The sequence below is a fragment of the Pseudoalteromonas luteoviolacea CPMOR-1 genome (assembly GCF_001625685.1).
GTDB classification, from domain to species: Bacteria; Pseudomonadota; Gammaproteobacteria; order Enterobacterales; family Alteromonadaceae; genus Pseudoalteromonas; species Pseudoalteromonas luteoviolacea_K.
This window is the reverse complement of record NZ_AUYC01000073.1, coordinates 83,695-106,146: the sequence shown is the minus strand read 5'-3', so window position 1 is coordinate 106,146 and position 22,452 is coordinate 83,695. Positions and strand designations below refer to the sequence as shown.

At 42.1% G+C, this 22,452-nt stretch carries 25 protein-coding genes; 11 read left to right on the top strand and 14 right to left on the bottom strand.

Features of this window, described 5'->3' with window-relative positions:
* Positions 1 to 71: 71 nt before the first annotated feature.
* The 5 genes from N473_RS22775 to norR all read right to left on the bottom strand — a co-directional run bounded on the left by N473_RS22775 (position 72) and on the right by norR (position 4,442).
* Positions 72 to 914: an alpha/beta hydrolase family protein gene (locus N473_RS22775; protein WP_063369941.1), complete on the bottom strand. Its 843-nt coding sequence runs from the start codon at positions 912 to 914 to the stop codon at positions 72 to 74.
* Complete coding sequence (locus N473_RS22770) at positions 904 to 1,503, bottom strand: TetR/AcrR family transcriptional regulator (RefSeq protein WP_046357296.1); 600 nt, start codon at positions 1,501 to 1,503, stop codon at positions 904 to 906. The genes N473_RS22775 and N473_RS22770 overlap by 11 nt, the downstream gene beginning before the upstream one ends.
* Positions 1,504 to 1,691: 188 nt before the next feature.
* Entirely contained in the window at positions 1,692 to 2,183 is a 492-nt protein-coding gene (bfr, locus tag N473_RS22765) for a bacterioferritin (protein WP_063369940.1), read from the bottom strand.
* A gap of 3 nt (positions 2,184 to 2,186) precedes the next feature.
* Positions 2,187 to 2,657 (bottom strand): bacterioferritin, encoded by a 471-nt coding sequence (gene bfr, locus N473_RS22760; protein WP_039609178.1) that lies wholly within the window; start codon positions 2,655 to 2,657, stop codon positions 2,187 to 2,189.
* A 213-nt stretch (positions 2,658 to 2,870) separates the two neighbouring features.
* Positions 2,871 to 4,442 (bottom strand): nitric oxide reductase transcriptional regulator NorR, encoded by a 1,572-nt coding sequence (norR, locus tag N473_RS22755; protein ID WP_063369939.1) that lies wholly within the window; start codon positions 4,440 to 4,442, stop codon positions 2,871 to 2,873.
* A 161-nt stretch (positions 4,443 to 4,603) separates the two neighbouring features.
* On the opposite strand from norR, the gene N473_RS22750 reads away from it, so the two are divergent.
* From N473_RS22750 to N473_RS22725, 6 genes are all read left to right on the top strand, one after another.
* The gene (locus N473_RS22750; protein WP_063369938.1) at positions 4,604 to 4,852 is read left to right on the top strand and encodes a hypothetical protein; all 249 of its coding nucleotides are present in this window, start codon (positions 4,604 to 4,606) and stop codon (positions 4,850 to 4,852) included.
* The gene (locus N473_RS22745; protein WP_196766462.1) at positions 4,819 to 6,066 is read left to right on the top strand and encodes an NnrS family protein; all 1,248 of its coding nucleotides are present in this window, start codon (positions 4,819 to 4,821) and stop codon (positions 6,064 to 6,066) included. The genes N473_RS22750 and N473_RS22745 overlap by 34 nt, the downstream gene beginning before the upstream one ends.
* Before the next feature lie 13 nt (positions 6,067 to 6,079).
* The gene (hmpA, locus tag N473_RS22740) at positions 6,080 to 7,243 is read left to right on the top strand and encodes an NO-inducible flavohemoprotein (protein ID WP_063369937.1); all 1,164 of its coding nucleotides are present in this window, start codon (positions 6,080 to 6,082) and stop codon (positions 7,241 to 7,243) included.
* Between the two features lie 98 nt (positions 7,244 to 7,341).
* Entirely contained in the window at positions 7,342 to 7,773 is a 432-nt protein-coding gene (locus N473_RS22735; protein WP_063369936.1) for a hypothetical protein, read from the top strand.
* A gap of 254 nt (positions 7,774 to 8,027) precedes the next feature.
* The gene (locus N473_RS22730; protein WP_063369935.1) at positions 8,028 to 8,945 is read left to right on the top strand and encodes an esterase/lipase family protein; all 918 of its coding nucleotides are present in this window, start codon (positions 8,028 to 8,030) and stop codon (positions 8,943 to 8,945) included.
* Complete coding sequence (locus N473_RS22725; RefSeq protein WP_063369934.1) at positions 8,942 to 9,814, top strand: lipase secretion chaperone; 873 nt, start codon at positions 8,942 to 8,944, stop codon at positions 9,812 to 9,814. Before N473_RS22730 ends, N473_RS22725 begins: the two co-directional genes overlap by 4 nt.
* Before the next feature lie 26 nt (positions 9,815 to 9,840).
* Here N473_RS22725 and N473_RS22720 read toward each other — a convergent pair whose 3' ends face one another.
* The 3 genes from N473_RS22720 to N473_RS22710 form a co-directional block, all read right to left on the bottom strand.
* Positions 9,841 to 10,353 (bottom strand): hypothetical protein, encoded by a 513-nt coding sequence (locus tag N473_RS22720; RefSeq protein WP_063369933.1) that lies wholly within the window; start codon positions 10,351 to 10,353, stop codon positions 9,841 to 9,843.
* A gap of 15 nt (positions 10,354 to 10,368) precedes the next feature.
* Positions 10,369 to 11,496 carry a YHYH protein gene (locus N473_RS22715; protein ID WP_063369932.1) on the bottom strand — a complete coding sequence of 376 codons (1,128 nt, stop codon included), beginning with the start codon at positions 11,494 to 11,496 and terminating at the stop codon, positions 10,369 to 10,371.
* 143 nt (positions 11,497 to 11,639) lie between these two features.
* A complete protein-coding gene (locus tag N473_RS22710) occupies positions 11,640 to 12,050 on the bottom strand; it encodes a nucleotide triphosphate diphosphatase NUDT15 (protein ID WP_063369931.1) in 411 nt (136 codons plus the stop codon).
* Between the two features lie 168 nt (positions 12,051 to 12,218).
* Here N473_RS22710 and N473_RS22705 point away from each other — a divergent pair, with 168 nt between their 5' ends.
* Positions 12,219 to 12,692, top strand: a complete 474-nt coding sequence (locus N473_RS22705; RefSeq protein WP_063369930.1) for a hypothetical protein — start codon at positions 12,219 to 12,221, stop codon at positions 12,690 to 12,692.
* Positions 12,693 to 12,740: 48 nt separating this feature from the next.
* Here N473_RS22705 and N473_RS22700 read toward each other — a convergent pair whose 3' ends face one another.
* Together N473_RS22700 and N473_RS22695 are read right to left on the bottom strand one after the other, a co-directional pair.
* Entirely contained in the window at positions 12,741 to 13,217 is a 477-nt protein-coding gene (locus tag N473_RS22700) for a hypothetical protein (RefSeq protein WP_063369929.1), read from the bottom strand.
* A gap of 402 nt (positions 13,218 to 13,619) precedes the next feature.
* On the bottom strand, positions 13,620 to 14,495 hold the full coding sequence (locus tag N473_RS22695) for a serine hydrolase domain-containing protein (protein WP_063369928.1): 876 nt from the start codon (positions 14,493 to 14,495) through the stop codon (positions 13,620 to 13,622).
* Between the two features lie 264 nt (positions 14,496 to 14,759).
* Here N473_RS22695 and N473_RS22690 point away from each other — a divergent pair, with 264 nt between their 5' ends.
* The 4 genes from N473_RS22690 to N473_RS22675 all read left to right on the top strand — a co-directional run bounded on the left by N473_RS22690 (position 14,760) and on the right by N473_RS22675 (position 17,241).
* Positions 14,760 to 15,236, top strand: coding sequence for a low molecular weight protein-tyrosine-phosphatase (locus N473_RS22690; RefSeq protein WP_063369927.1), 477 nt, complete (start codon positions 14,760 to 14,762; stop codon positions 15,234 to 15,236).
* A gap of 118 nt (positions 15,237 to 15,354) precedes the next feature.
* Positions 15,355 to 16,056: a CTP synthase gene (locus N473_RS22685; protein ID WP_063369926.1), complete on the top strand. Its 702-nt coding sequence runs from the start codon at positions 15,355 to 15,357 to the stop codon at positions 16,054 to 16,056.
* A gap of 75 nt (positions 16,057 to 16,131) precedes the next feature.
* Positions 16,132 to 16,776 carry a 2OG-Fe(II) oxygenase gene (locus N473_RS22680; protein ID WP_063369925.1) on the top strand — a complete coding sequence of 215 codons (645 nt, stop codon included), beginning with the start codon at positions 16,132 to 16,134 and terminating at the stop codon, positions 16,774 to 16,776.
* 141 nt (positions 16,777 to 16,917) lie between these two features.
* The gene (locus N473_RS22675) at positions 16,918 to 17,241 is read left to right on the top strand and encodes a hypothetical protein (RefSeq protein WP_063369924.1); all 324 of its coding nucleotides are present in this window, start codon (positions 16,918 to 16,920) and stop codon (positions 17,239 to 17,241) included.
* On the opposite strand, the gene N473_RS22670 is transcribed toward N473_RS22675, so the two are convergent.
* The 4 genes from N473_RS22670 to N473_RS22655 all read right to left on the bottom strand — a co-directional run bounded on the left by N473_RS22670 (position 17,238) and on the right by N473_RS22655 (position 22,451).
* Positions 17,238 to 18,530, bottom strand: coding sequence for a sensor histidine kinase (locus N473_RS22670; protein ID WP_063369923.1), 1,293 nt, complete (start codon positions 18,528 to 18,530; stop codon positions 17,238 to 17,240). The two genes, N473_RS22675 and N473_RS22670, sit on opposite strands and share 4 nt — an antisense overlap.
* Positions 18,530 to 19,861 (bottom strand): sigma-54-dependent transcriptional regulator, encoded by a 1,332-nt coding sequence (locus N473_RS22665; RefSeq protein WP_063369922.1) that lies wholly within the window; start codon positions 19,859 to 19,861, stop codon positions 18,530 to 18,532. The genes N473_RS22670 and N473_RS22665 overlap by 1 nt, the downstream gene beginning before the upstream one ends.
* A gap of 61 nt (positions 19,862 to 19,922) precedes the next feature.
* Positions 19,923 to 21,125 carry an ABC transporter permease gene (locus N473_RS22660; RefSeq protein ID WP_063369921.1) on the bottom strand — a complete coding sequence of 401 codons (1,203 nt, stop codon included), beginning with the start codon at positions 21,123 to 21,125 and terminating at the stop codon, positions 19,923 to 19,925.
* A 12-nt stretch (positions 21,126 to 21,137) separates the two neighbouring features.
* Positions 21,138 to 22,451, bottom strand: coding sequence for an ABC transporter permease (locus N473_RS22655; RefSeq protein ID WP_063369920.1), 1,314 nt, complete (start codon positions 22,449 to 22,451; stop codon positions 21,138 to 21,140).
* Position 22,452 lies beyond the last annotated feature (1 nt).

The following is a 22,452-nucleotide window of genomic DNA, read 5'->3' as shown; positions in this document are numbered from 1 at the left end:
CTCGAATCAATTATTTTTAGCTACTATAAAGTTAGTCTATCTTGCCTATGAATTACAATTCCATCAAAGTATTAAATATCAATTAATTGTCTAATCGCTTGCCAAGTCTGTGGACTATTTATAACCCTACCATGGCCTTGACCTCGTGTACTATGTAAACTGGCATGACTGTGTTTTTCAACCTGCGCCAAAGTATGCTGGTATGGCGCATACTTGTCTTCTTCGTCATGGACCATAAAAAGCTGGGATTGCTTCGCCAAGTGATACTCCGCTTGGAGGGATTTGAACACCATATCATGCTCGGTCTCTACTTCATTAAGCAACCGCTCAACCAGTTTTTCCGTGATCCCTGTTGAATATATACGTTCCTGAAATGAATTATAGAAATCAAATGTAGGTGCAATCATGACATGTTTGGCATCATTTGTTGCGTTTACTGCGCTGATTGTGCCCATAGAATGACTCACTATACCCTTCACTTGTTCATCTTCATACTCAGTTAAAACGTGTTTGAGGCCTTTAATAAACAGGGGCAAATTTGCAAACTTGCCAGCACTTTTTCCATGTCCAAAATGGTCAAAGCCCACTACAGAAAACCCTTCATCAATGACTTTTTGCATCAATGGATAAAATTGACTCACGCTGCCAGACCAACCATGTGTAAAAACAAACTTTGGACCTTCTCCACCTTCTACCAAGTTTAGGTCACCATAGGGAGTTTCAAGGTTACGCCTTCTCATCTGTTTAGGGACGTCGACCTCTTTGCGCCCTGCAGCAGGTGTTAACAGTAGCTTTCGAGTCGCATTTAGACTCATTTTAGGGGCGACTTTAGCCATTAGGCTTGATACTCCACGGGTAACATGGAAGCTCATAGATTTTTTATTTTTGTCTGAAAAGTATATTTTACTGCTCATTCGATTTGGCTCCATATTTGTCTAACAAAGCATTAAACCCTGTTTGAAAACGACTACGCTCATCATCTTCAAGTGATAACCAGCGTAGGTTTTGACTTCCGAGATACAAAGAATACAGTTCAAACACAAACTGTTTTGGACAAGTGTCTGCAGCAAAGTCTCCATCTTGAATGGCTTGCGAGACTATATGTTGTAAGTAGCTTAGCCAGTTTTTTAGAGTGGCTTGGATGTGCTCCCTAAGCGCGCCAGGTTGGTCATCAAACTCCGCCGCAGCATTGATAAAAATACACGTTGCCGCATCAGGCTTATACCAATTAAGCCAGTTTTGACAAAGCTGGTTTAACTTTGCCAAGCCCCTCGTATCTTTATCACACGCTAAAATGACATGCTCTTTAAATAAATCAGATGCATATTCAAGTACATTTAACTGCATGGTTTCTTTAGAGTTAAAATGGCCAAATAGCCCAGATTTAGACATGCCTGATGCAGTAGCCAGCATGCCAATTGTCAGGTCATTTAGGCCAGTTTCAGACGCCAATGCCAAGCCTTTCGCTAAAATTTGCTGTTTAGTTTGTTTACCTTTACCCATGACAACCAAAAAAGAACGAACGTTCGTTTTATATTAATCAATACTGTGAGGAGATCAAGATTTTTTTAATGAGGTCTTTTTTCAGTTTAGAGACATTATTCTAAAACCACTAAAAAAACAGAAAATTAACGGCATAAAAAAAGAGCGCATATCGCGCTCTTTTACTTTGCTTAACATGCTAACCCACGTTAGCTGCCAGATCCTGCATCCCCACTCATTTGGCTTTGGATGTAGTTTTGAATACCGATTAAATCTATCAGGCCAAGGTGCTGCTCTAGCCAGTAAATGTGATCCATTTCTGTGTCGTCTAGTAACGCTTCAAGGATTTCTCTGGTCACATAATCTTGCTCTTCTTCACACACAGCAATCACCTTTTTAAGATGATCTTTCACTACCACTTCGGCGGCTAAATCATTTTCGAGCATTTCTTTGACATTACTGCCCACGCTGATGGGCGCACGTGAAGCCGTATCAGGTGTTCCCTCTAAAAATAAAATCCGCTCAGTAATACGTTTAGCATGATCCAACTCTTCTTCATATTCATGAGACAATTTGTCATGCAAACGCGCCATTCCCCAATCTTCGTACATTTTGGAGTGTGCTAAATATTGATCCATTGAACTGAGTTCAAGAGTGAGTTGCTTATTTAGCAAGTCGATAACTTTTTTGGAACCTTGCATAATTTAATCCTCTATCTGTGATTGAAGATAGTTTTCAATACCCGTATTCTTAATTAAGAAATCTTGAGTTTCGAGCCAGTCCACATACTCTTCTTCATACTCTAAGATATCTTCGAGTAACTCTCTACTGACGTAGTCTTGCTCTTTCTCGCACAAGTCAATGGCTTCGCGCAGTGCTGGTAACTGCTCATGCTCGAAAGCAAGGTCGCAGCTGAGCATTTCTTCGGTGTGCTCGCCAATGCGTAACTTTTCAAGATGCTGTAAATTCGGTAAGCCTTCTAAAAATAAAATGCGTTCAATCAAATCATCTGCTTGCTTCATATCCTTGATTGATTTTTTGTAGGCTTTTTCATTTAACTCTTCAAGTCCCCAGTTTTTGTACATGCGCGCATGTAAAAAATATTGGTTAATCGACGTGAGTTCGAGTGTCAAAATTTTGTTCAAAGTGACAATTACTTGCTTACTACCCTTCATAGGGCCCCCTAGTGGCAAAATCAGTTAGACGCTATTTAACACTAGTCCAATATTCGTACTTGGCAAGACTAAATGAAAATAACAAAAAAGTTTTAATATTCTTTTAAAATAAATAACTTATAAAAGAATTAAGAACAATTTTCATTGCCAATAACAATTGAATTAAGGTCTCGATTAACACTTTAAACACGCCGTTGCGATTACCTAACTTAGCTACTTAACTTTCTTCACAGTTTCGACACCTAAGCGTTTAGCCAAACGGACTAAATTTGCTCGGTCGATATTCAATGATCTAGCCGCTGCTGCCCAATTGAGCTGATGAGTATTGAGCGCTTTTAGAATAAGACTGCATTGAAATTCTTCTGTGGCTTCTTTTATTGGCTGCAACACACTCTCCTGTTCAACATGTATATGGCTTTGCAGCTCACCTTTTGAAGGTTCAAAACTGAGCTCACAGTGTTTAGGCATAATTTTGATAATGTCTTTTTGCCAATTAGAATGCTTTGCCTTAAGTGCCGCGCGACTTAATACATGCTCCAACTCTCGAACGTTACCCGGCCAGTCATGGGCTTTTAAACTTAAAAGCAAATCATCATCCAGTAAAAGTTGAGACACCCCTAGCTTCTTGCGAAGCTGCTCTACAAAATAGCCTGCCAGTGGGACGATATCTGTATTGCGGTGTTTAAGGGCTGGAACCTGAAGTGGGAAAACCCTTAAGCGATGATACAGATCTGAGCGAAACCGACCTTCATCCACTTCTTTTTGTAGGTCTCTATTCGTCGCAGCCACAATCCGGACATTCACAAAGTGTGGTTTATCGCTGCCTACGGGCTGGATCTCGCCACTTTGCAATGCCCGCAGTAATTTACTTTGAATATGAAGTGGCAATTCGCCTATTTCATCTAAAAACAATGTGCCCTGATCAGCGACCAAGAACTTGCCTTCACGGTGTTTATCTGCACCTGTGAACGCCCCTTTTCGATGACCAAAAAACTCGCTTTCAGCCAGATTGTCAGGCAACGACGCACAGTTTACTTGCACAAATGGCCCAGTACTGCGATTAGATTGCGCATGCAATTGCCGCGCTACCAACTCTTTACCAGTGCCAGTTTCTCCCTGAATAAGCACACTCAGATCAGAGTTTGCAACTAGGCTAATATCCGACTTAAGCTTTTGCATCGGCACAGACTCACCAACCATGGTGTATTGCTGATGGCTCAACTCATTTAACATCGCAATCCCGGATTTGGCACGCTTAGACAATCTATGCATATTGTCTACTGCACTAAAGTGACTAGACACAGATGCTTGAACCATAGCTAGTAAAGAAGCACCATAACCATCAAAAGCATACGGGCTTAAACTATCAAATGTGATCACGCCCAATAACTTATCTTGCTCGTACATTGCAAAACCCATGCAGGCATGCACAGGTAAATCCCCCGTCTCCGCAATCAACATGCCATCATAGGGGTCGCTCAGTGGACAATCAGCAGGAAAAATCACCGGTGCCGTTGCGCTGTGCGCTATTTCTTTGAGCCTTGGGTGCTCTGATAATTGAAATCGTCTCCCCATGACTTCTGGCGCCAGTCCTGTCGCAGCCAGCGGAACCAAGGCCCCTTGCTCGTGACCGAGCACTGCTATCGCATCTGCACCGATGAAGGCTTTAAGCGCATTCATCACCGCACCACAATATGACACCAAATCAACCTCATTACCTTTTGGTAACGCCTCAGCAAGTGATTGATTAAACGTAATTAATTGGGATAATTCTCTTTTATCCATGTCATATTGACCCATTTATTACAAAAAGACTTTATTTAAAATATGTCAAATTGACTCTAAAGTAAACCAATAAAATCATAACCATTTGTTTTTAAACAATTTAAAAGTTGGCACATCTTGTGCGATGTATATGACACGAACACAACCTAAGTAGGTATACTATGCAAATACAACAAGAGAACTTGACGGGCGTTTTTACTCGTTTACTTAGCGCTTCGAATTGGCTACTTGTCGCCAGTATAGTTGGCTTTGGCCTCGCTATCATCGCCAGTTACCCACTTTCTCACCTGCTATCTATACCTATACAGATCAGTGCGCATATTGGCAGTTTGTTGTTCGCCACCGTATTAAAAATTAGCTATGTAGTAAGGTGCTTGTGCCAGTACAGCTTGGGTTTAGAGGTGCGCTAGTGACGATGTTGCCAATTGAAGAACCTCTACCAAAACCCATCCTGTTAAAGCCAGCTACTTGGCCCTTTTTGATGTTGGGATTTAGACCTTTATTCTGGCTATCAGCGACTTGGGCTGTTATCAGTATGCTCATTTGGGCAGGTGTTTTATCCGGCATTTTACGCTGGCAAAGCCAAGTCCCTGCAACGCTTTGGCATGCCCATGAAATGTTATTTGGCTTTGCCAGTGCAGTTGCTATCGGTTTTCTATTCACTGCGTCTAAAAACTGGACGGGGATCCCAACGATAAATGGCGTTCAGTTGCTATTGCTGAGCTGCTTATGGGTGGCAGCAAGGTTAATTTTTGTATTGTCCGATACCCCTTACATTTGGCTCACTATCTGCCAAGGCTTATTTTGGTTGCTAAGCATTACCCATCTGGCCAATACGCTGGTGCAAGCCAAGAGCAAAAATAACTATCAATTCATCGTTATTTTATCGCTTATGGCGAGTGTCAACTTGACCTTTATCTGGTTGATTGCCACCCACAACTACCTGTTTGCACTTACTTTGTCACATATTGGTGTACTTGGTTTTACTTTTTTAATCAGCATCATTGCAGGACGCGTAATACCGTTTTTTATTGCAAGAGGGTTAAATCTGCAATCACAAACGACGACCCCTTTGCTCAACACAGCATTGTTTTGGAGTGCTTTATTAGGGCTTATCGGTTTCTTTGCTCACCATGTATTGAATAGCCCTATAAACCCAGGCTACTTACTCATTTTAACAGGCCTGTTGCATATCGCTCGAAGCGTGTATTGGTTCAAATTCGCAATCTGGCAAGTCCCCTTACTTTGGTCGCTCTATATCGCATATTGCTTGATGGGCATAGGCTTAGTCGGGTTTGGTGGTGCCTATTTGAACTTTGCATGGCAAGCCAAAGACGCTTTGCACTTGATCACCATAGGTGCAATGGGCCTGATGATTTTATCAATTATGTCGAGAGTGTCGTTAGGACATACCGCAAGACCTCTCAAAGCACACCCACTCCTGAGTGTGGCATTTGCACTGTGTTTTCTATCAGCCCTGATCAGAAGTCTATTTCCTTTATTTATCAATCCGCACGATGCATGGCTTGCCAGCGCTATTTTATGGTCTGGTGCATTTACCATTTTCGTTGCGATTTACACCCCTATTTTAATGAAACATCGCCTCGACGGGCGTCGTGGTTAATTGGAGAATACCTATGTTATCAACTCAAACAATTAAACTGGTTAAGGACACCATTCCTCTGCTTGCGAATGCTGGCCCTGCGGTCACTGATCACTTTTACAAACGTATGTTTAGTCATAACCCTGAGTTATTAGATGTTTTTAATATCAGTAATCAAAAAACCGGCAAGCAACAGTTTGCGCTATTTAATGCACTGGCGGCTTATGCAACCCACATTGATAACCCCGCAGTACTGGCGCAGGCTATTGAGCGCATCAATCACAAACACGCCAGTTTAAACATTTTACCTGAGCACTATCCCATTGTAGGTACTCATCTATTGGCTACATTACAGGAAATGTTTCCCAATGAATGTACACCAGAGATCATTGATGCTTGGGCTCAAGCCTATGGTGCTTTAGCTGACTTATTCATCACCCAAGAAGAGGCGATTTATCAAAATAACGAGCAAAAGTCTGGTGGCTGGCGCGGTCGTCGTCGCTTTGAAATTACCAAGGTTGTACAAGAATCGGAGGTCATTAAGAGCTTTTATTTAACGCCGTTAGATAAACGCCCAGTGGCAAGCTATCAAGCGGGGCAATACCTTGCCATAGATTGTGAAATTCAAGGGTCTGAAAATCGCCAGATCAGACAGTACTCACTATCGCAATCAAATCACAGCGATCATTATCGTATTTCAGTAAAAAAAGAGGGTTTAGTTTCAAGCTACTTGCACACACTTAAGCAAGGCGACGAAATAGATGCATACCCTCCTGCTGGTGACTTTATTTTGTTAGCGTCAGATGCACCTAAGGTATTGATCAGTGCAGGTGTCGGGATCACGCCCATGATGGCGATGCTGCAAACAATCAAATCAAACGCATCAAACACGCCTTGCTGGTTCTTACATGCGGCACGTACGCATGCAGAGCATGCATTTTATGACGATGTAGAAGCTTTCAAGCCACAACTTTCCTCTCTGCAAAGCCATTATTGGATTGAGAATAATGCAAATGGGCACCACGAAGGTCGAATGCACCTAACTGAAATATCCTCTGAATTACCTCTAGAAACCGGTGAATTTTATCTCTGTGGACCAAGCGCATTCATGGCGTTTATAAAAACCCAGTTACTCGATTTAGGTGTTGACGAAAGCCGCATTCTTTACGAGGTGTTTGGCCCTCACCAAGCATTATAACCTGTTAAAAAAGAGCCGAACGGCTCTTTTTTTTTCACCGCATATTTTTGGAATACGGCTTGCTTAAATTTAAAGCAAGGCAAATACAAGGACAGAAGATGCACATTCAAAATACAGCGCACACATATGCGCCAACAGGGCAAAGTACGTTAACAACACCTGCGCAAAATACCGGCCAAGTAACGCAATCAACAAGTACAAGCAGCCCTGAACGCGCATTTGATTTCACCAATATGACCTTAAAAGAACAAAGTGAAGCGGCAAATACACTTTATCAATCAGGTTATTTGACCATGGGTGAAATGGCATTTTTAACCGGTCGTTATGGCCTTATTAAACATGATGGTCAACTGGGTGGTACCACGTTAAATGACGCTAACACCAAACCATTTAACGTGATAGAGCAAATGCGTGAGGACCTCGCCTATGTAAAATCACAGCACCCGGCCAATTCTGATGTGATAAACAATCACGAAGCATTGCTTAAGAAAATTGAGCACTATCAGTACGGTATCAATACACATGCTTAATCATGCAGACAGGCAAATTGTTATCAAGACAGGTTGCCCCAGTTCAAAACTCATCACTATCTATAACTATAATTGCATGCACTGAAAATCAAGGTTTTATTAATTGACTTAATATCAAAAAGTTAAGTGAAATATCGTTTATATAAATACACATTAAACTCAATATTCTGTCTATTTTTCAACCTCACCACTTGATCTCTGAAGTACTTGCTCTAGTTTTAATGTTACTAAACTGTAAAATATGGAGCATATACATGAAAAGGTTTATTCTGATTCTCATTTTAGGCTTTACGTCTTGCTTTACACACTCAGCCTATAGCCGAGATACCCTCGAGTATCCAGTGGTGCTGGTACATGGCTTATTTGGATTCGATAACTTGCTCGGTGTTGATTACTTTTATCGAGTCCCCTCAATCATTCAACAAGAAGGTGGCAATGTATTCGTCGCGGAAGTCTCCTCTGCACATAACTCAGAATTGAGAGGTGAGCAACTGCTTGAGCAAGTCGCTTTGATCAGGGCACTAACGGGTAAAGACAAGGTGAATTTAATCGGCCACAGCCAAGGTGCACAAACGATCCGCTATGTGGCATCAGTAAAACCACAGTGGGTTGCGTCGGTGACCAGTATTGGCGGTGTAAATTGGGGGAGTCGATTTGCCGATGTCGTTAGAGGCGGTGTTGACAGAGGTTCTTTTTCTGAGCAGTTTTTGGCATCACTCGCAAACGCATTAGCCGGCCTAATTGATTTGCTGTCAGGAAAAGCCACTGCACCTAAAGATGCTTTACAAGCACTTGAAGCATTAACCACAGAAGGCACCCTTGCATTTAACCAAAAATATCCAGAAGGCATACCAAATCAATATTGTGGTCAAGGCAACATGCTTGAGCACAATGGTGTTTATTATTTTTCTTGGAGTGGCGCTAAAGCATGGACCAATGTGTTTGATCCCGCCGATACCCCCTTGGCATTTATCTCACAGGTTTTTAACGAGCCTAATGATGGACTGGTGTCAGCCTGCTCGAGTAATTTAGGGCAAGTCATAGGCAATGATTTTAAAATGAACCATTTAGATCAAGTCAATCAAACCATAGGGATCCACCATCTATTTGAAACTGATCCGTTAACTTTATACAGACAACATATCATTCGCTTAAAAGGGCTTAACCTGTGAAAGGAAAATATCTGTTAACGGTGACGATTGCTGGGGCGCTATGCGCCTTAGTTTTGTGGTACTTCGATACCAACACACAAAGCGCTGAGCAAATCGCACTGCAATACCCTACTGTTCAAAAACCTAAAACCCGTGCAACAACCGAGCTTCCTGTTAGCTCAAACCCCATACCAATATGCAGCACAGTGACAAAATCACACAAAGCATACATTGATGATTGGTTAATTACCTTGCAGCATAAACTGCAAGTTGAAAACTGGCCTCAATTTATTCATCAGCTGCCAGCTTGCTTGCAGTCACTCGCCCATGATTACATGCATTATAAAGTGGCGCTCACAGAAATAGATCCAAATTTAAACATGCATGAACGCTTTGAAGCTTTAGCAGTTTTACAAAAACAACACTTCTCACAACAAGTTATTAGTGCATGGTTTAAAGATGAAAACAGCTGGCACGTGCATACTTTAGCACGTTGGCACATTCTTTCTGACCAAACACTCAGTGATGACATGCGCAAATCACTGCTCGATGCACATATCTCTCAACTGCCAAACGCGCAGCGACAGATAATTGAATCATCGCAGCGCTTCATTGAACTCAAAAACAACTGGCACGCAATGGACTATAACCAATTTAGTGCAAACTTTGGTGGTGAAGCTGCTGAGCGTCTTGTTGCATTACAATCAAAGCAACAACAATGGCAGCAAAGAATTCAACACTATAAACAAGCTCATCAGGCGATTGTTGCGCAAGCCCCACTTGAACAGCAAGATGAAAGAGTAAGTACACTCAAACATAGCTTATTCGACAGCAATGAGTTAAAGCGTCTAGACGTTATCTTGGCTCGTGAGCAGGCTCAATCACCATAATTGCAGCTGCTCACCAATAATTTAGACTAAAATACTCTCTCACCCTGCTTTTTTGAGGTCAGAACAAATGCTTTCTTCAGCCCCAACCGTTTATATTTGGCAGTTATCTCTACAGAGCTATGCGCCTTATCACCGTAAAAAACATTATGGAATGACAGATGCTTCGTGTGATCCACATTGATAAACTTACCCATCACGATAATTTGATCTATTTCACGCCCATTGCCATGATGAGACGCTTGAGGAGACAACATCAGCCCCTCCAAGTACCTGACTTGTTTATCCTGTTGCATATAAATACCAGCCAGTACTTGCTTGAAAATAGTCTCTTTTGCCTTCTTAAACTCGGTGAAGGACAAGTGGCCATCTCGATTTGCATCCGCCGCTAAAAAGTTAGATGCCGACAGGGAAATTACGGTATAAACACCTGTTTCATCAAAATTAAGCGTCCCGCGCTCTGCCACCATAAGGTGTGCATTAACAGGCACACTGAATAAAAAAAAGAAAACGAACCAAAAGTGATTTTTAAAGTAAGTCATTACATCTACCTCTTTTTATATTTCACCTTTCACACAACGCTGAAAGTATGGATAACTGTCCGTTGCATAGTAATGATAAATGCCTTCAGGAAATTCAGGTGTGACACCAAAACGCCCATTGCACTCGTCTAAATCTCCACTCCCCGCCACGTATTCCCAATCCTGCGCAAAGGTGCCTAACGCATAAACTGAGGTAGATGGTCGATTGCTGCTGACATTTTCAACCAGTTGATAGCTACCTGTGATCACTTTGAGCGCGGACTGTGCATCATCAGCATCGCTATAGCCATATCGCGCATAAATTGGAAAACCATCTGCCGCCCAACCAATTAATGTCATGGTTGTGTCTGAACCACCGCGAAGTGCTATAAACCCTTCTGGCATGCCGTGGTAATGATATGAGCCATCCGGTTGCACATGAGCGTTATTATCATCGGTACCAAAATCAAAGCTCGTTTGACCCAATGCTTCAATACTCCAGTTTCCCGTGTTTCCGACTAGTGAGCAGTCATTGCCAGAGTCATCACAGGAGCCTGCTGTATTTGCGTCAATTTTTACACCATTCAAAACATAACCCGTTGCACCTCTTGGGCCACCGAGTGTTGAAGTGGTCTCAGTTTTTGTTGGCGTCAGCGAGTAACTGATCGACACTGACGTTTCACCGATCGTATTAGGATTGCCTGGATTTGGGAAAGTACCTGTTTGGTGGTCAGGAATGCCATTTGCTGTTAAGGTTCTTGCACTGCCTGTACAATTCCAATCTGCATTACTGGTTGCTTGAACCGATGCAGAGTCGTTAAACTCATTATGGAAATAATCACATAACACCCCATCGGTTGAGCCTGATGCCGTGGCCGTCCCATTATCAACACCACCTGAGCTATCAGTGCCACCACTTGTGTCACCTGAATTATCAGTGTTGGTATCACTCGTCGAGTCTGATGTTGAAGTGCTATTGCTGGTATCTGAAGTGCTATTGGTACTGCCTGATGTACTGGTATCTGCTGTGTTATTAACACTTTGCTGCGTCGTTGACTCAGTTTGCGTGTTATCACTACTACTGGAGCCACACCCTGTCAACATCAACATAGCTGCACTTGCTGTAAGTACAGATATGTTATGAACAATTGAACCTTGCTTCATTTCAAACACTCCCCTAAGAAAAAACTGTCTCACCAAATGTGGTGAACTATTGCTGTTTTTTTAACTATAGGAGTTGATTGTGCAAACACTGTGCAATCAAATAAATAATTTACAACCTGATTTATTCAGGAATAAAATTAACGTTATGACTTGGAAAGTGTTGGATTTTCTTCGATTAAATTTATCATTGGAATAAAGAGAGGTTTTGGCAAGTTATCCCATGTAAACCATTGCCACTGCTTACATTTATGCGGCTCAAGAATTTGTGCTTCCCCTTCATCACATCGCGCTTCAACAAATATAGTGATGTAATGTTTATCTTCATGCTCAAAAATGTCATTAGTGAAACCGACTTGTTTGACATCAACAACAGATAGCCCTGTCTCTTCAAGCACTTCTCGAGCTGCACACGATTCGATACTCTCGCCAAATTCCAAATGGCCACCAGGAGTTGCCCACGTATTTGCACCATGGGCCCCAATACGCTCCCCCAATAAAACTTGATTATCTCGTTTGATGATAACACCAACCCCGACTCGGACTACTTTGCTCATGGGATTTCCTTTTATAAATGAGTGGAGCTGGATTTTAAACTTATCAAAAGGTTAAGCAAGAAAAATATAGAGAACGCCTCGGAACTTGCAAATGATATTGATTTTCATTACTATTTAATGCATCGATATGAAAGGCAAATTCACTGCTTTTTTGAACAAAGGATAACCATGTCAGCACAATTACTTACTCTAGTCTCATCTACTAACTCACCTTCGCTGACGATCAAATACAATCGTTTAATAGACAGTGCGCAAACCGCTTTCCTGTTTGGCCACCAAGAAAAAGCAGCAAATTGCTATCACGAAGCATTTAAAATCAGTCTCAGAATATTACAACAGCCAAGTGCAAATAGAGTATCGATTAACCGCATGGTGGAAGTATGCAATTTCTACTTTGATCATTGCCCCATTTTCGAAGACTCTGATGATGATTGCTTTTTAGAAGCGGCAGCGGATGCACTCAGCAGCATAGTTAGAAGTCAAAAAGAATTAAAAATAAGAAAAAAAGCACTGGAAGGGTTTAGACATATTGCGTGCTTAGCGTGCGAGCTGGTGCGCTTTAATCAAAGCATTCGTTGTCAGGTTATTATCGATCAATATGTCAGATTAGAGTCAAGCCATGCTCGATGCCTTTCACACTAACTTCCAATTACTGGTAGGCTGTGTCTGGTCCCGACACAGCCTGTGTAATTAGTTAAAATTAACTGTATACGCCCCTAAATAGGTCTGTTGAGTACCCACTTTTTTACTTAAACGACATTCTAAACTGTAAGCTGTGCCCACATCTCTATTACTATCTCCTATGGTACTTGCAGAGACAGACTGATATAAAAACCCTGGATAGCTAGATAAGGTAAAATCTTTCTTTAATAAAGTGGGCTTAGTTGCATAGTGCGACCAATGTCTGCGAACTAAACTACAATACACCGTGCGATGCGGTTGGTGCCAAATATCTAGCCCCTGAAACTTGAGCCCCACTTGGTTGCGAATGGGACACCGGATAGTTAAGTCCTGAGTCGAGGATATATTTGTCACACCCGCTTCTTCAAATGCAATTTCACCATATGCGCCTACCTGCTTACACTCAGTTGGATCGACAGATACGCTTACTTGCGCACTTACTGCAAAAGACAGTAATAATCCTGATACTAATAATATATGTTTCATCATGTTTCCTTCATTTCAACCTTTACAAGAAACCATAATAATTACATAAAAATTACATTTAATTAATATTGATTACATATTAAATAGGCAACAATCATATTTATTGGCTATTAAAAAATCGTTTTCAACTACTTTGAATTTGAAATAGACTCTGGCTCACTCAAAACAGCAGTGCAACCGATACCTTTTGTGCGAGAAACACTTTATTTGGGTAAACCGCACACATATCAGATTGATATAATTTCTACTTCGGTAGCACTGCTACAAACGCCCCTAATTCATATGTGGATACGTAATCCAGTTTGCAAGCAAAGCGATACCAGACCATCTAGCCCACAGTCTGTAATGCTAATGCGTCATCACATATCCGTATCGCGTTCATTTGCCGCGGTAATAACGGCTTTATCCAGTCTCAACTTGCTTATTCGCAGCAAGTTGCACAGCTTTGTTTTCAACAATAGCTTGATCTTGACCTTGGGAAAATATCGCGATAGTTTGCGGTTTTGCTTGGTAAAAATGATGCACGGCAATCACGCTCCCAGGCCCCATTCCCGTATGGCCTGCTGTTTTTAGCTTTTTATCATCATTACACATCAAACCCAGACCAATTGCAGGTTGCGTCCAAGGACGAGCCCCAACATTGACTTTTAAGGGCAGCGTGCGCGTCATTTGCGCTAATACATCCGTGCTGAGAATATCGCCATTAAGCAAATAATGTAAAAATAAAGCAGCATCCTCAACATTGCCTGCTATCAGGCCGTGATAGCACCAGTTCGGATCGTAGTTTTCTTTGCTTCCATAAAGTCTACCAAAAGCCTGACTATCGTTAACCAAAATCGAACTATTCAGGCCAAGTTCTTTAACTAGTAGCCCTTCCACCAATTCAACGAACCCGGTATCACTCAATCGTTCAACTTGTTGCCGCAGAAGCAAATATCCTATATTCGAGTAACACCAGCCACCCCCTGGCTCATAGCGTAAAGTCTCTACATCTACTTTTTCAAATAGTGTGTCTACTGACCAAGGTTTTTCATTATTTGCAACCGCTTGATGATACTCAGGTAAAAAAGAATAATCTCCTAACCCTGAAGTGTGCTGCAGTAGCTGTCGATAAGTAAACGGCTTACCTGGACAATTATCGTCTAAACCTAACTTACCCGAATCGCAAAGGCGCATAACCAAGGTAGCAATTACGGTTTTAGTAAAGCTCCACCAAGGCACTACCACACGGCTCTGTCCACATACCTCGCCTGTCTCATCGACCTTACTGCATATCATTCAATACTCCGCGCTGAATTCACACTATCTTCTATGTATGACGATAGACCCAAAATAAATTAAGTGTGCTAGATTTAGTTTTACGCAAGGGTAAGTGCATTTTCAATCTCGACGCAATTCGTTAAATTGAGTACAACCCCATAATAATATTAAAATTATAGCATTATCATGAAATTATCTCACTTACGCTTTTATTGCTCTGTTGAGAATGTTAGTTTAATCACCAATTTAAAGTGATAGCTCAATAAAGATAGGCTGAAAACAATGACTCAAGATACCAAAATTTCTAATATTCTCGTTGTTTGCATGGGCAATATTTGTCGCTCACCTACTATGGAAGCGGTATTAAAAGCCAAAATCAAAGCCAAAGGGTTATCTGTAAATATCGACTCGGCTGGTACCATTAATTACCATGAAGGTAATGCACCTGATAGACGCAGTGTAAAAGCAGGTGAACGTCGAGGCTATCGCTTTTCAAACATACGCTCGAGACAAGTGCGTCCAGAAGACTTTGAGGTATTTGATCTTATTCTATGTGCCGATAAATTGAATTTTGAAGACCTTAAATCAGTTTGCTCACCACAGTACCAATATAAAATCCAATTATTTTTAGACTACGCCAATGACGAGGTAAAGGAAGTGCCTGATCCTTATTACGGTGAAGGAGATGGATTTGAGCTGGTTTTAGATCTCATAGAAAGGGCGAGTGATAACATTATTAAGCGACTGTTAACTGCTTAACATATAAAACACCACCATATAGCCTGTTACAAAATGCAAGAAGGCGGGCTAGGCGTCCACATCCGATATACCCACAATAAAAATATACTAATAATAAGCCGATGCTTAAGGAAAAGAGATGAAAGAGTTGTCCATCGTTTTAATCGGAGATTTTGATCCAACAGTCCCAGCTCACCAAGGGATCCCACTTTCTGTAGATATTGCCGCAGAAGATCTCAAACTAAAAGTTACCGCGACTTGGCTTGGCACGGATAAAGTGCAAGACACAGATCTATCCCAATTTGACGGTATTTGGTGCGTACCCAAAACCCCCTATGTCGACCCAGAAGGCGCACTTAGAGCGATCCGCTACGCAAGAGAAAACTTAGTTCCATTTTTAGGCACCTGTGGTGGCTTTCAACATGTTGTTGTTGAGTATGCGAGAAATGTCATCGGTTGGTCAGACGCTGCACACGGAGAATCACAGCCAGACGCCAAGCGGCAAGTCATATCGCCTTTAAGCTGTGCCTTGGTTGAAACAACTGAGAAAATCAACCTATTTGCTCAAAGCCAATTAGCCAGTATTTATGGCTCTTTGACAATTCAGGAAGGATACCGATGCCGCTATGGTTTAAATACAGCTTTTCGTGAAGCCCTACTTCAAGGCCCTTTAGTTGCGTCAGCAGACGACGATACCACTGAAATTCGCGCTGTGGAATTGACAATACACCCGTTTTTTATTGCCACACTTTTCCAGCCTGAGCGCGCAGCATTGAGTGACAAACGCTCGCCTCTTATTGCTGCATTTGTTAATGCCTGTGCGCAAAATCAAGGTTTATAAGCCTAATAGTAATATACACTTGCCTTTTTGGACTTGATTAGGTAAAAAAGCCTCCACATTATCTGGAGGTGTGACTTGTCTGATTTTGACGTTGAAACCATTTATGCGCAAATTGCCAATGATTTGCGCTCGACCGGCTTGAGCATTATCGAAAATGCCATTGACCCGAGTATTATCCAAGCGCTCAATGCGCGCATTGCAAATTTAGAGGAAAATACTTTTCAAACAGCAGGGGTTGGCCGACAAAGTGACCACGAAAAAAATGCCAAAATCCGACGCGATAAAATTTGCTGGCTTGATAAAGTGAATGAGCAAGAGGTTGGTTACCTAAATTCGATGGAGCAGCTAAAAGACTACCTAAACAGCCGCTTGTTTATGGGTCTATTTAGCTATGAAAGTCACTTTGCCCATTACGAAGAAGGTGCTTTTTATAAAAAACATCTCGATGCGTTTAAAGGTAAAGCAAACCGAGTTCTCACCACTGTTTTCTACTTAAATGATGATTGGCAAGACAAGGATGGCGGTGAACTCGTCATCTATCAAGCAGAGGATCATGACAAAGAGTTGTGTAGAGTAGTGCCAAAACAAGGCACTCTTGTTACTTTTTTAAGTGACGAGTTTCCTCATGAAGTTTTACCGGCAAATAAATCAAGGTACTCAATTGCAGGGTGGTTCAGAATTAATGCAAGTACCGCAGCACATATTGACCCACCTCGTTAATTTACTTTGACCATAAATCATTTCTAAATAGAGTGTAAAAGGCGTACCCACTTTCTTTGCACTCTACTTTTGATTACAAAATTTAACTACCAAGCCACCGCTAATACCGATATCTTAGCAAGAAAGTCGAGGGAAAATGTCATGTATAAATTTCTGCTACCCATTTTGGTATTAAGTATGATGTCAGGTTGTTTATTTGTATCAAAAGAGGTGCATTATTATGATGAACAGTGCCATATTACAAAGCGTAAACATGTATTAAGCACGGAACAAATGGCTTCGATTGGCAACTGCTCAGGTAGAGCATGTGCAATGGTTATGGCCGGTGCAGGTATCGTCTCCGCTGCAAGTCTAGTTGTATCTGGCACAGTTGTTGTAACTCAAAACACCCTCTCGTGGCTTGAGCAGAGTAAGGGATGTAAGAAATTAGATGCGACAAACCTTGAGAAAAGTACCAAAACCTAATTCGGCAAAATAAGCTCAACCGACAACCCTCCCCGCGCTCTATTACGAATACTGATCTGACCGTTGTGTGCGTCAGTGATTTCTCGACACAGCGGCAGTCCGAGCCCCGTTCCGCTGGACTTGGTTGAATAAAACGGCAGCAGAGCATTGGTCAACACCGCTTCACTCATGCCGGGGCCTCTGTCTGAGACCGTGATTTTAACACCTTCATTGATTGAATAAATACTCAGCGCTATCGCATCAGTTTCAGTCCCTGACTCATAGGCGTTTTTTAACAGATTAATTAGAAGCTGCTCCAGCTGTCCTTTATCTGCTGATATTACCTCGACATCACATGACACTGTGCAGGGCCACTGCATTTTTAGTGCATCCAATAAAGGAGCGAGTACAATAGGCTTTATCTGTGGCGCAGGTAGCTTCGCAAACGTGCCATAACCTTGAATAAACTCACATAAATGCTCAATGCGTTCATCAATGGTGCTGAACACGCGATTGAGTCGCGCTTCATCGAGCTTATTGGCAATAATTTTACCACTGTGCAGCATGGATGAAATTGGCCCCAAAGAGTTGTTCAACTCATGACTGATGACACGAATTACCTTTTTCCATACAGCCACTTCTTGACGGTTTAACTCTTTTGTTAGCTGCTTAAAAATAAATAAATTATGGGGCTGATTATTTAATAAAAGCTTACCCACTGTGCTGTGCCATCTTTGCTCCTCTCCAGATGAAGGGGTGACACTCACTAACCCATCGGTCCCCTGCTCTATCGCATGAATGATCTCTCTCGGGGTCTCTGGACAAAGACTTTTTATCGATTGTCCCTCTAATGCTGCTGAGCTCGCCAATAGCTTTTGAGCGCTTGGGTTAGCAAACACCACAGTACCATTTTCATCCACTAAGATCAGCGCTTGCGGTGCACTTTGCAGCATTTTATCCAACATCATTTCTCGTTGATAAAGCCACTGCTTTTCGTTTCGTAATTGCTTCGCGGTTTCATTGTATAAGTGACATAAATCTCCAAAGCTGTCTTTTGACTGGTAGGCTAATTGATTCGAAAAGTCACCGTCTTTAAAGTTCAAAAGACCAATCTGAAGGGCATCCAATGCTTGTAAAAATGAGTTAAAAAATAAACGCAACAATACACAGGTAAGTACCCAGCAGGACACAGAGGTCAAAAACCACATTGACCAAGAAACAAAAAATGCCACGGGTAAGCACGCCAATAGCGTGCTAATAGCAATGGCGGTACAAGCTTTTTTAATTAACGCTTTTTGGGTATTTTCCATTAATAGTCGATTCCGTGCTTTTGCAAACGCCGATATAAAGCTTGGCGACTCATACCAAACTGTCTCGCTACCTTGGCTATCACCCCTTCACATTGATGCAATGCCTGCTGTAGCTCTTGCTTTGAAGGCTCATGATTTTTTATTGGCGTAGACTGTGTCTGAACTTGAGTAAGCCCAAAATCTGCGACATCTAACTCGCCTTGTGGCTTTAAAACGCCAGCTCGCTTACAGGCGTTTTCAAGTTCCCTCACATTACCTGGCCAACTGTGGGCACAAAGCGCTTTTTCCGCGCTCAATGACAACACTCTTTCTGGTAAGAAGTGATTTACCAAAGGGATGATGTCGTCTGTTCTTTGCTTTAAGCTAGGTAGATTAATCTCAATCACATTTAGTCGATAATATAAGTCTTCACGAAAACGTCCAGCAGCAATATCATTTAATAATTGCGTATTGGTTGCCGATATAACTCGTACATTTACTTTGCGTGTTTCAACCGAGCCAAGCCGCTCAAACTCACCAGTTTGCAACACACGAAGCAGTTTCATCTGGCCTGATAACGGCAGGTTACCAATCTCATCTAAAAATAATGTGCCGCCGTCGGCAGCTTCAAATCGACCTATGCGCTGCTTATTCGCCCCTGTATAAGCGCCCGCTTCTGCGCCAAATAATTCAGCTTCAATCAAGCTATCAGGCAAAGCCCCTGCGTTTACGCGAATAAAAGGCTGATTGACTAACCGAGAGTTTGCTTGAATTATTTCGGCGACCTTTTCTTTACCACTGCCATTTGCGCCTGTAATAAGTACCGACACATCCGACTTGGCTACTTGCAATGCCATTTCAACAGCGCGCTGCATCGCTACGCTTTTATAAATTAAGCCGCATAGCTGCGCATCTGCGTTAAAGTCTAATCGCTCTTGCTCTTGACGGTGCAGCTGTTGGCTATCTTGACTGGCTTTGCCAAGTGCGATGAGGTTAGCAACGCTTATCAGCAGCTTTTCGTCATTCCAAGGCTTTGCAAGATAGTCAGCAGCGCCTGCCTTAACTAAGGAAATAGCCATCTCCAGCTCTGTCCACGCAGTTAATAGAATTATGGGCAAATTAGGATTGATAGCGCGAAGCTGATAAAACAGCGCTTTGCCTTCTTCACCTGAGGTCGTATCCGCAGAAAAGTTCATGTCTTGAATGGCTAAATCAATGCGCTGGTAACGCACAATTTGCTCTGCTTCAAAAGGAGATGAAGCAAGCGCAACTTGATAGTCATGTAATTCAAAAAGTAGTGACAATGACTGCAAAACCGCAGGATTATCATCAATGATCAGTATTTTATCCATGTGCTTGTTTTTATTATGTTACACCCCAATGAGTGTAACATAATATTGTTCCGGCTTTGCTCTAAATACTGCGTGTCGCAACACTTGGCGAAATATTCGCCGCACGCTGAGCTGGCACAAATACCGCAACCAAACTCATCACTATCATCGCTATCGCTGTTAATAGAATAGACATACCCTCTAGAGGAGGCACATCATAAATACCCATTAACTTTCGTCCAAGCAACAATGCACCGACAACACCTATCAACATACCAAGCGAGGTCACCACCATATTCTCCAATAAAAAATGTTTGAAGATGGTTGACTTTCTAGCACCTAACGCACGCCTTGTGCCTATCTGTTTGGTCCGCTTACTGATATTAAAATGCGTTAGGCCAAAAATACCGAGTGCCGTAATGATCCCTAAAAAGACCACTATCGAGATAAGCATTTTGATCATTAATCTATCGCTGGCATAAGTCTCTGCTTTTGATTTATCTAGTGCTTTAACATCCATGACCACGCGTCCACGACTTAATTCCAATAGCAGAGGTTCAATCTTGTTCATGACTTCTGCGCGTTGATGTTCTGTTGTTTTGACAATGAACTTCTGATACCCCGTGCTATCTTGCAATGGTAGAAGCACCAAATTATCGGCGATGTGTGATTTAGGCCACTGATTTTTAATGGTATCAATAATGCCGATCACCTTAGCCGCATTATTGCCACTATATATGGTTTCGTTTAAACCCTTGCCTTCCCCAAATAGCGCATTGGCCACAGCTCTGCTCACAATAGCAACGGTTGGGTACTCTTTTTTTCTATCATACACAACATCGTTTTCGGTAAAGTTGCGACCTTCATTTATCTCAAGGCCCAAAGTACCAACCAAGTTATGATTGCCATACAGGTACCCTGAGTCCACAGACTTACCTTTGAGTTCATCCGGATCCGTACTGAGCGTCCAAGACCCACCACTTCGAGTCAATGGCACCGAACTCACCGACAACGCCTCTATCACACCCGGTAGTTCTTTTAATTTTTGAATATCTTCATCAAACTGCTTTGCCTTATCAATGCGTTTATCATACGTCACAACCAGGTATGAAATAATACTTTGCTCATCATAACCCGTTTGCTGATTCATCTTTTCCAATCTGTCGAACACAATCGACATGGCATTACTGACCAGTGCAAGGGTAATCGCGATTTGCAATACCAGCAATATCGCCCCCGTTTTAGAGCGCTTTAATGCACTTAATATCGGTTTAATTTCTGACATATTCGCACTCCTTTACTGTACTTTAAGATGTGTTGCAGGTGAGGTTTTACACACCACCCAAGCTGGAAATAACCCTGCAATTAAGCAAGCTAAGATGGAAATAACTGGGGCAATCAATAGCATTTTCCAGTCCATTACCGCGATTAAGTCATACCCGCTCATAGTGCCTCGAATGCCAGCAAGACCGACTTGGGCCAGCAACACCCCCACAATTGAACCAAGCAGCCCAAGTAATGCGACTTCAACTAAATGCTGACTAAATATCTGTGTTTTACTGGCACCAAGTGCACGTCTGACCCCAGCATCCGGTGCGCGTTTCATAAATTTCGCAAGCAACAGACCTAAAATATTGGCGACGCACACCGCCAAAAACATAAAGCTCAAACCAACAAGGATTTTATTGTCTGAGCTAACTACATAGTTATATTCCAACCACTGCGGTACGGTTTTGAGGTTGTAATCAAGCGCCTTTCTGTTAAATCGACCAAGCTTTTGCTGCTCTGTCATATAATCCATGACAAACTGCCCATACATACGCTTTTGCGACTCTGAATCAAACTCAACCCAAAATTGCAACCAAACGTTTTCTGAGTTTAAAAAGTCCTCGAATGAATTAATATCCTCACTTTTCCAGCCATTGGTGTTGCCCCAGCTTGGCACCTTGTACGCTTCGATATGAGTAAAAGGCACAAATACTTGCTCCGATGCTTCAAAAGGATCATTATTTACATCGTAGAATTTAACTGTGGGCTGCCAAGTTTTTGTTACGCCAACCACTTCATGTAAGCGCTCACCTAAATATATTGACTCGCCAAGCACCTCTGTTTTTCCAAACAGCTTGTTTGCGAGATCTTCACTTATTACAGCAACCAGTGCAGCTTGCTCACTTTGAGACGCACTCCATACATTGCCGTGTAAAAAAGGCACATCAAACATTTCAAAAAAGTGGCGACTGGTAACCCGTAAACTCTGTATAAAGGGCACACTGTCTGGTCTGTCAATGTGTACAGCCGCGCCTGACTTGAGCATGGCAACCCGCTTTTCCTGCGGTGAGTTTTCGAGTAAATATTTGGCATCCGGATAAGTTAACTGCAAGGGCACATCATCTTCTGTCCGCCATGTATAGCCATCATCTAGTATTTGCAATTGTACAGCGTGTAACTTGTCACTTTTGTGTGCAATGGGGTCTGCACTCATCATGTGATAAACGGAGAGTGTCGTCATAGTAACGCCGATACCTATGCCAATAGCGATAATCATCAACATACTGACAAACGGTGTTTGCTTGATATTTCGCCAAGCCAAATCACTATAATGTAGCAACATA

Excerpts from the sequence above, each read along its gene's own strand:
- N473_RS22775 (WP_063369941.1), bottom strand. The coding sequence starts at position 914 with ATGAGCAGTAAAATATACTTTTCAGACAAAAATAAAAAATCTATGAGC.
- N473_RS22770 (WP_046357296.1), bottom strand. The coding sequence starts at position 1,503 with ATGGGTAAAGGTAAACAAACTAAACAGCAAATTTTAGCGAAAGGCTTG.
- bfr (WP_063369940.1), bottom strand. The coding sequence starts at position 2,183 with ATGCAAGGTTCCAAAAAAGTTATCGACTTGCTAAATAAGCAACTCACT.
- bfr (WP_039609178.1), bottom strand. The coding sequence starts at position 2,657 with ATGAAGGGTAGTAAGCAAGTAATTGTCACTTTGAACAAAATTTTGACA.
- norR (WP_063369939.1), bottom strand. The coding sequence starts at position 4,442 with ATGGATAAAAGAGAATTATCCCAATTAATTACGTTTAATCAATCACTT.
- N473_RS22750 (WP_063369938.1), top strand. The coding sequence starts at position 4,604 with ATGCAAATACAACAAGAGAACTTGACGGGCGTTTTTACTCGTTTACTT.
- hmpA (WP_063369937.1), top strand. The coding sequence starts at position 6,080 with ATGTTATCAACTCAAACAATTAAACTGGTTAAGGACACCATTCCTCTG.
- N473_RS22735 (WP_063369936.1), top strand. The coding sequence starts at position 7,342 with ATGCACATTCAAAATACAGCGCACACATATGCGCCAACAGGGCAAAGT.
- N473_RS22730 (WP_063369935.1), top strand. The coding sequence starts at position 8,028 with ATGAAAAGGTTTATTCTGATTCTCATTTTAGGCTTTACGTCTTGCTTT.
- N473_RS22720 (WP_063369933.1), bottom strand. The coding sequence starts at position 10,353 with ATGACTTACTTTAAAAATCACTTTTGGTTCGTTTTCTTTTTTTTATTC.
- N473_RS22715 (WP_063369932.1), bottom strand. The coding sequence starts at position 11,496 with ATGAAGCAAGGTTCAATTGTTCATAACATATCTGTACTTACAGCAAGT.
- N473_RS22710 (WP_063369931.1), bottom strand. The coding sequence starts at position 12,050 with ATGAGCAAAGTAGTCCGAGTCGGGGTTGGTGTTATCATCAAACGAGAT.
- N473_RS22705 (WP_063369930.1), top strand. The coding sequence starts at position 12,219 with ATGTCAGCACAATTACTTACTCTAGTCTCATCTACTAACTCACCTTCG.
- N473_RS22700 (WP_063369929.1), bottom strand. The coding sequence starts at position 13,217 with ATGAAACATATATTATTAGTATCAGGATTATTACTGTCTTTTGCAGTA.
- N473_RS22695 (WP_063369928.1), bottom strand. The coding sequence starts at position 14,495 with ATGATATGCAGTAAGGTCGATGAGACAGGCGAGGTATGTGGACAGAGC.
- N473_RS22690 (WP_063369927.1), top strand. The coding sequence starts at position 14,760 with ATGACTCAAGATACCAAAATTTCTAATATTCTCGTTGTTTGCATGGGC.
- N473_RS22685 (WP_063369926.1), top strand. The coding sequence starts at position 15,355 with ATGAAAGAGTTGTCCATCGTTTTAATCGGAGATTTTGATCCAACAGTC.
- N473_RS22675 (WP_063369924.1), top strand. The coding sequence starts at position 16,918 with ATGTATAAATTTCTGCTACCCATTTTGGTATTAAGTATGATGTCAGGT.
- N473_RS22670 (WP_063369923.1), bottom strand. The coding sequence starts at position 18,530 with ATGGAAAATACCCAAAAAGCGTTAATTAAAAAAGCTTGTACCGCCATT.
- N473_RS22665 (WP_063369922.1), bottom strand. The coding sequence starts at position 19,861 with ATGGATAAAATACTGATCATTGATGATAATCCTGCGGTTTTGCAGTCA.
- N473_RS22660 (WP_063369921.1), bottom strand. The coding sequence starts at position 21,125 with ATGTCAGAAATTAAACCGATATTAAGTGCATTAAAGCGCTCTAAAACG.
- N473_RS22655 (WP_063369920.1), bottom strand. The coding sequence starts at position 22,451 with ATGTTGCTACATTATAGTGATTTGGCTTGGCGAAATATCAAGCAAACA.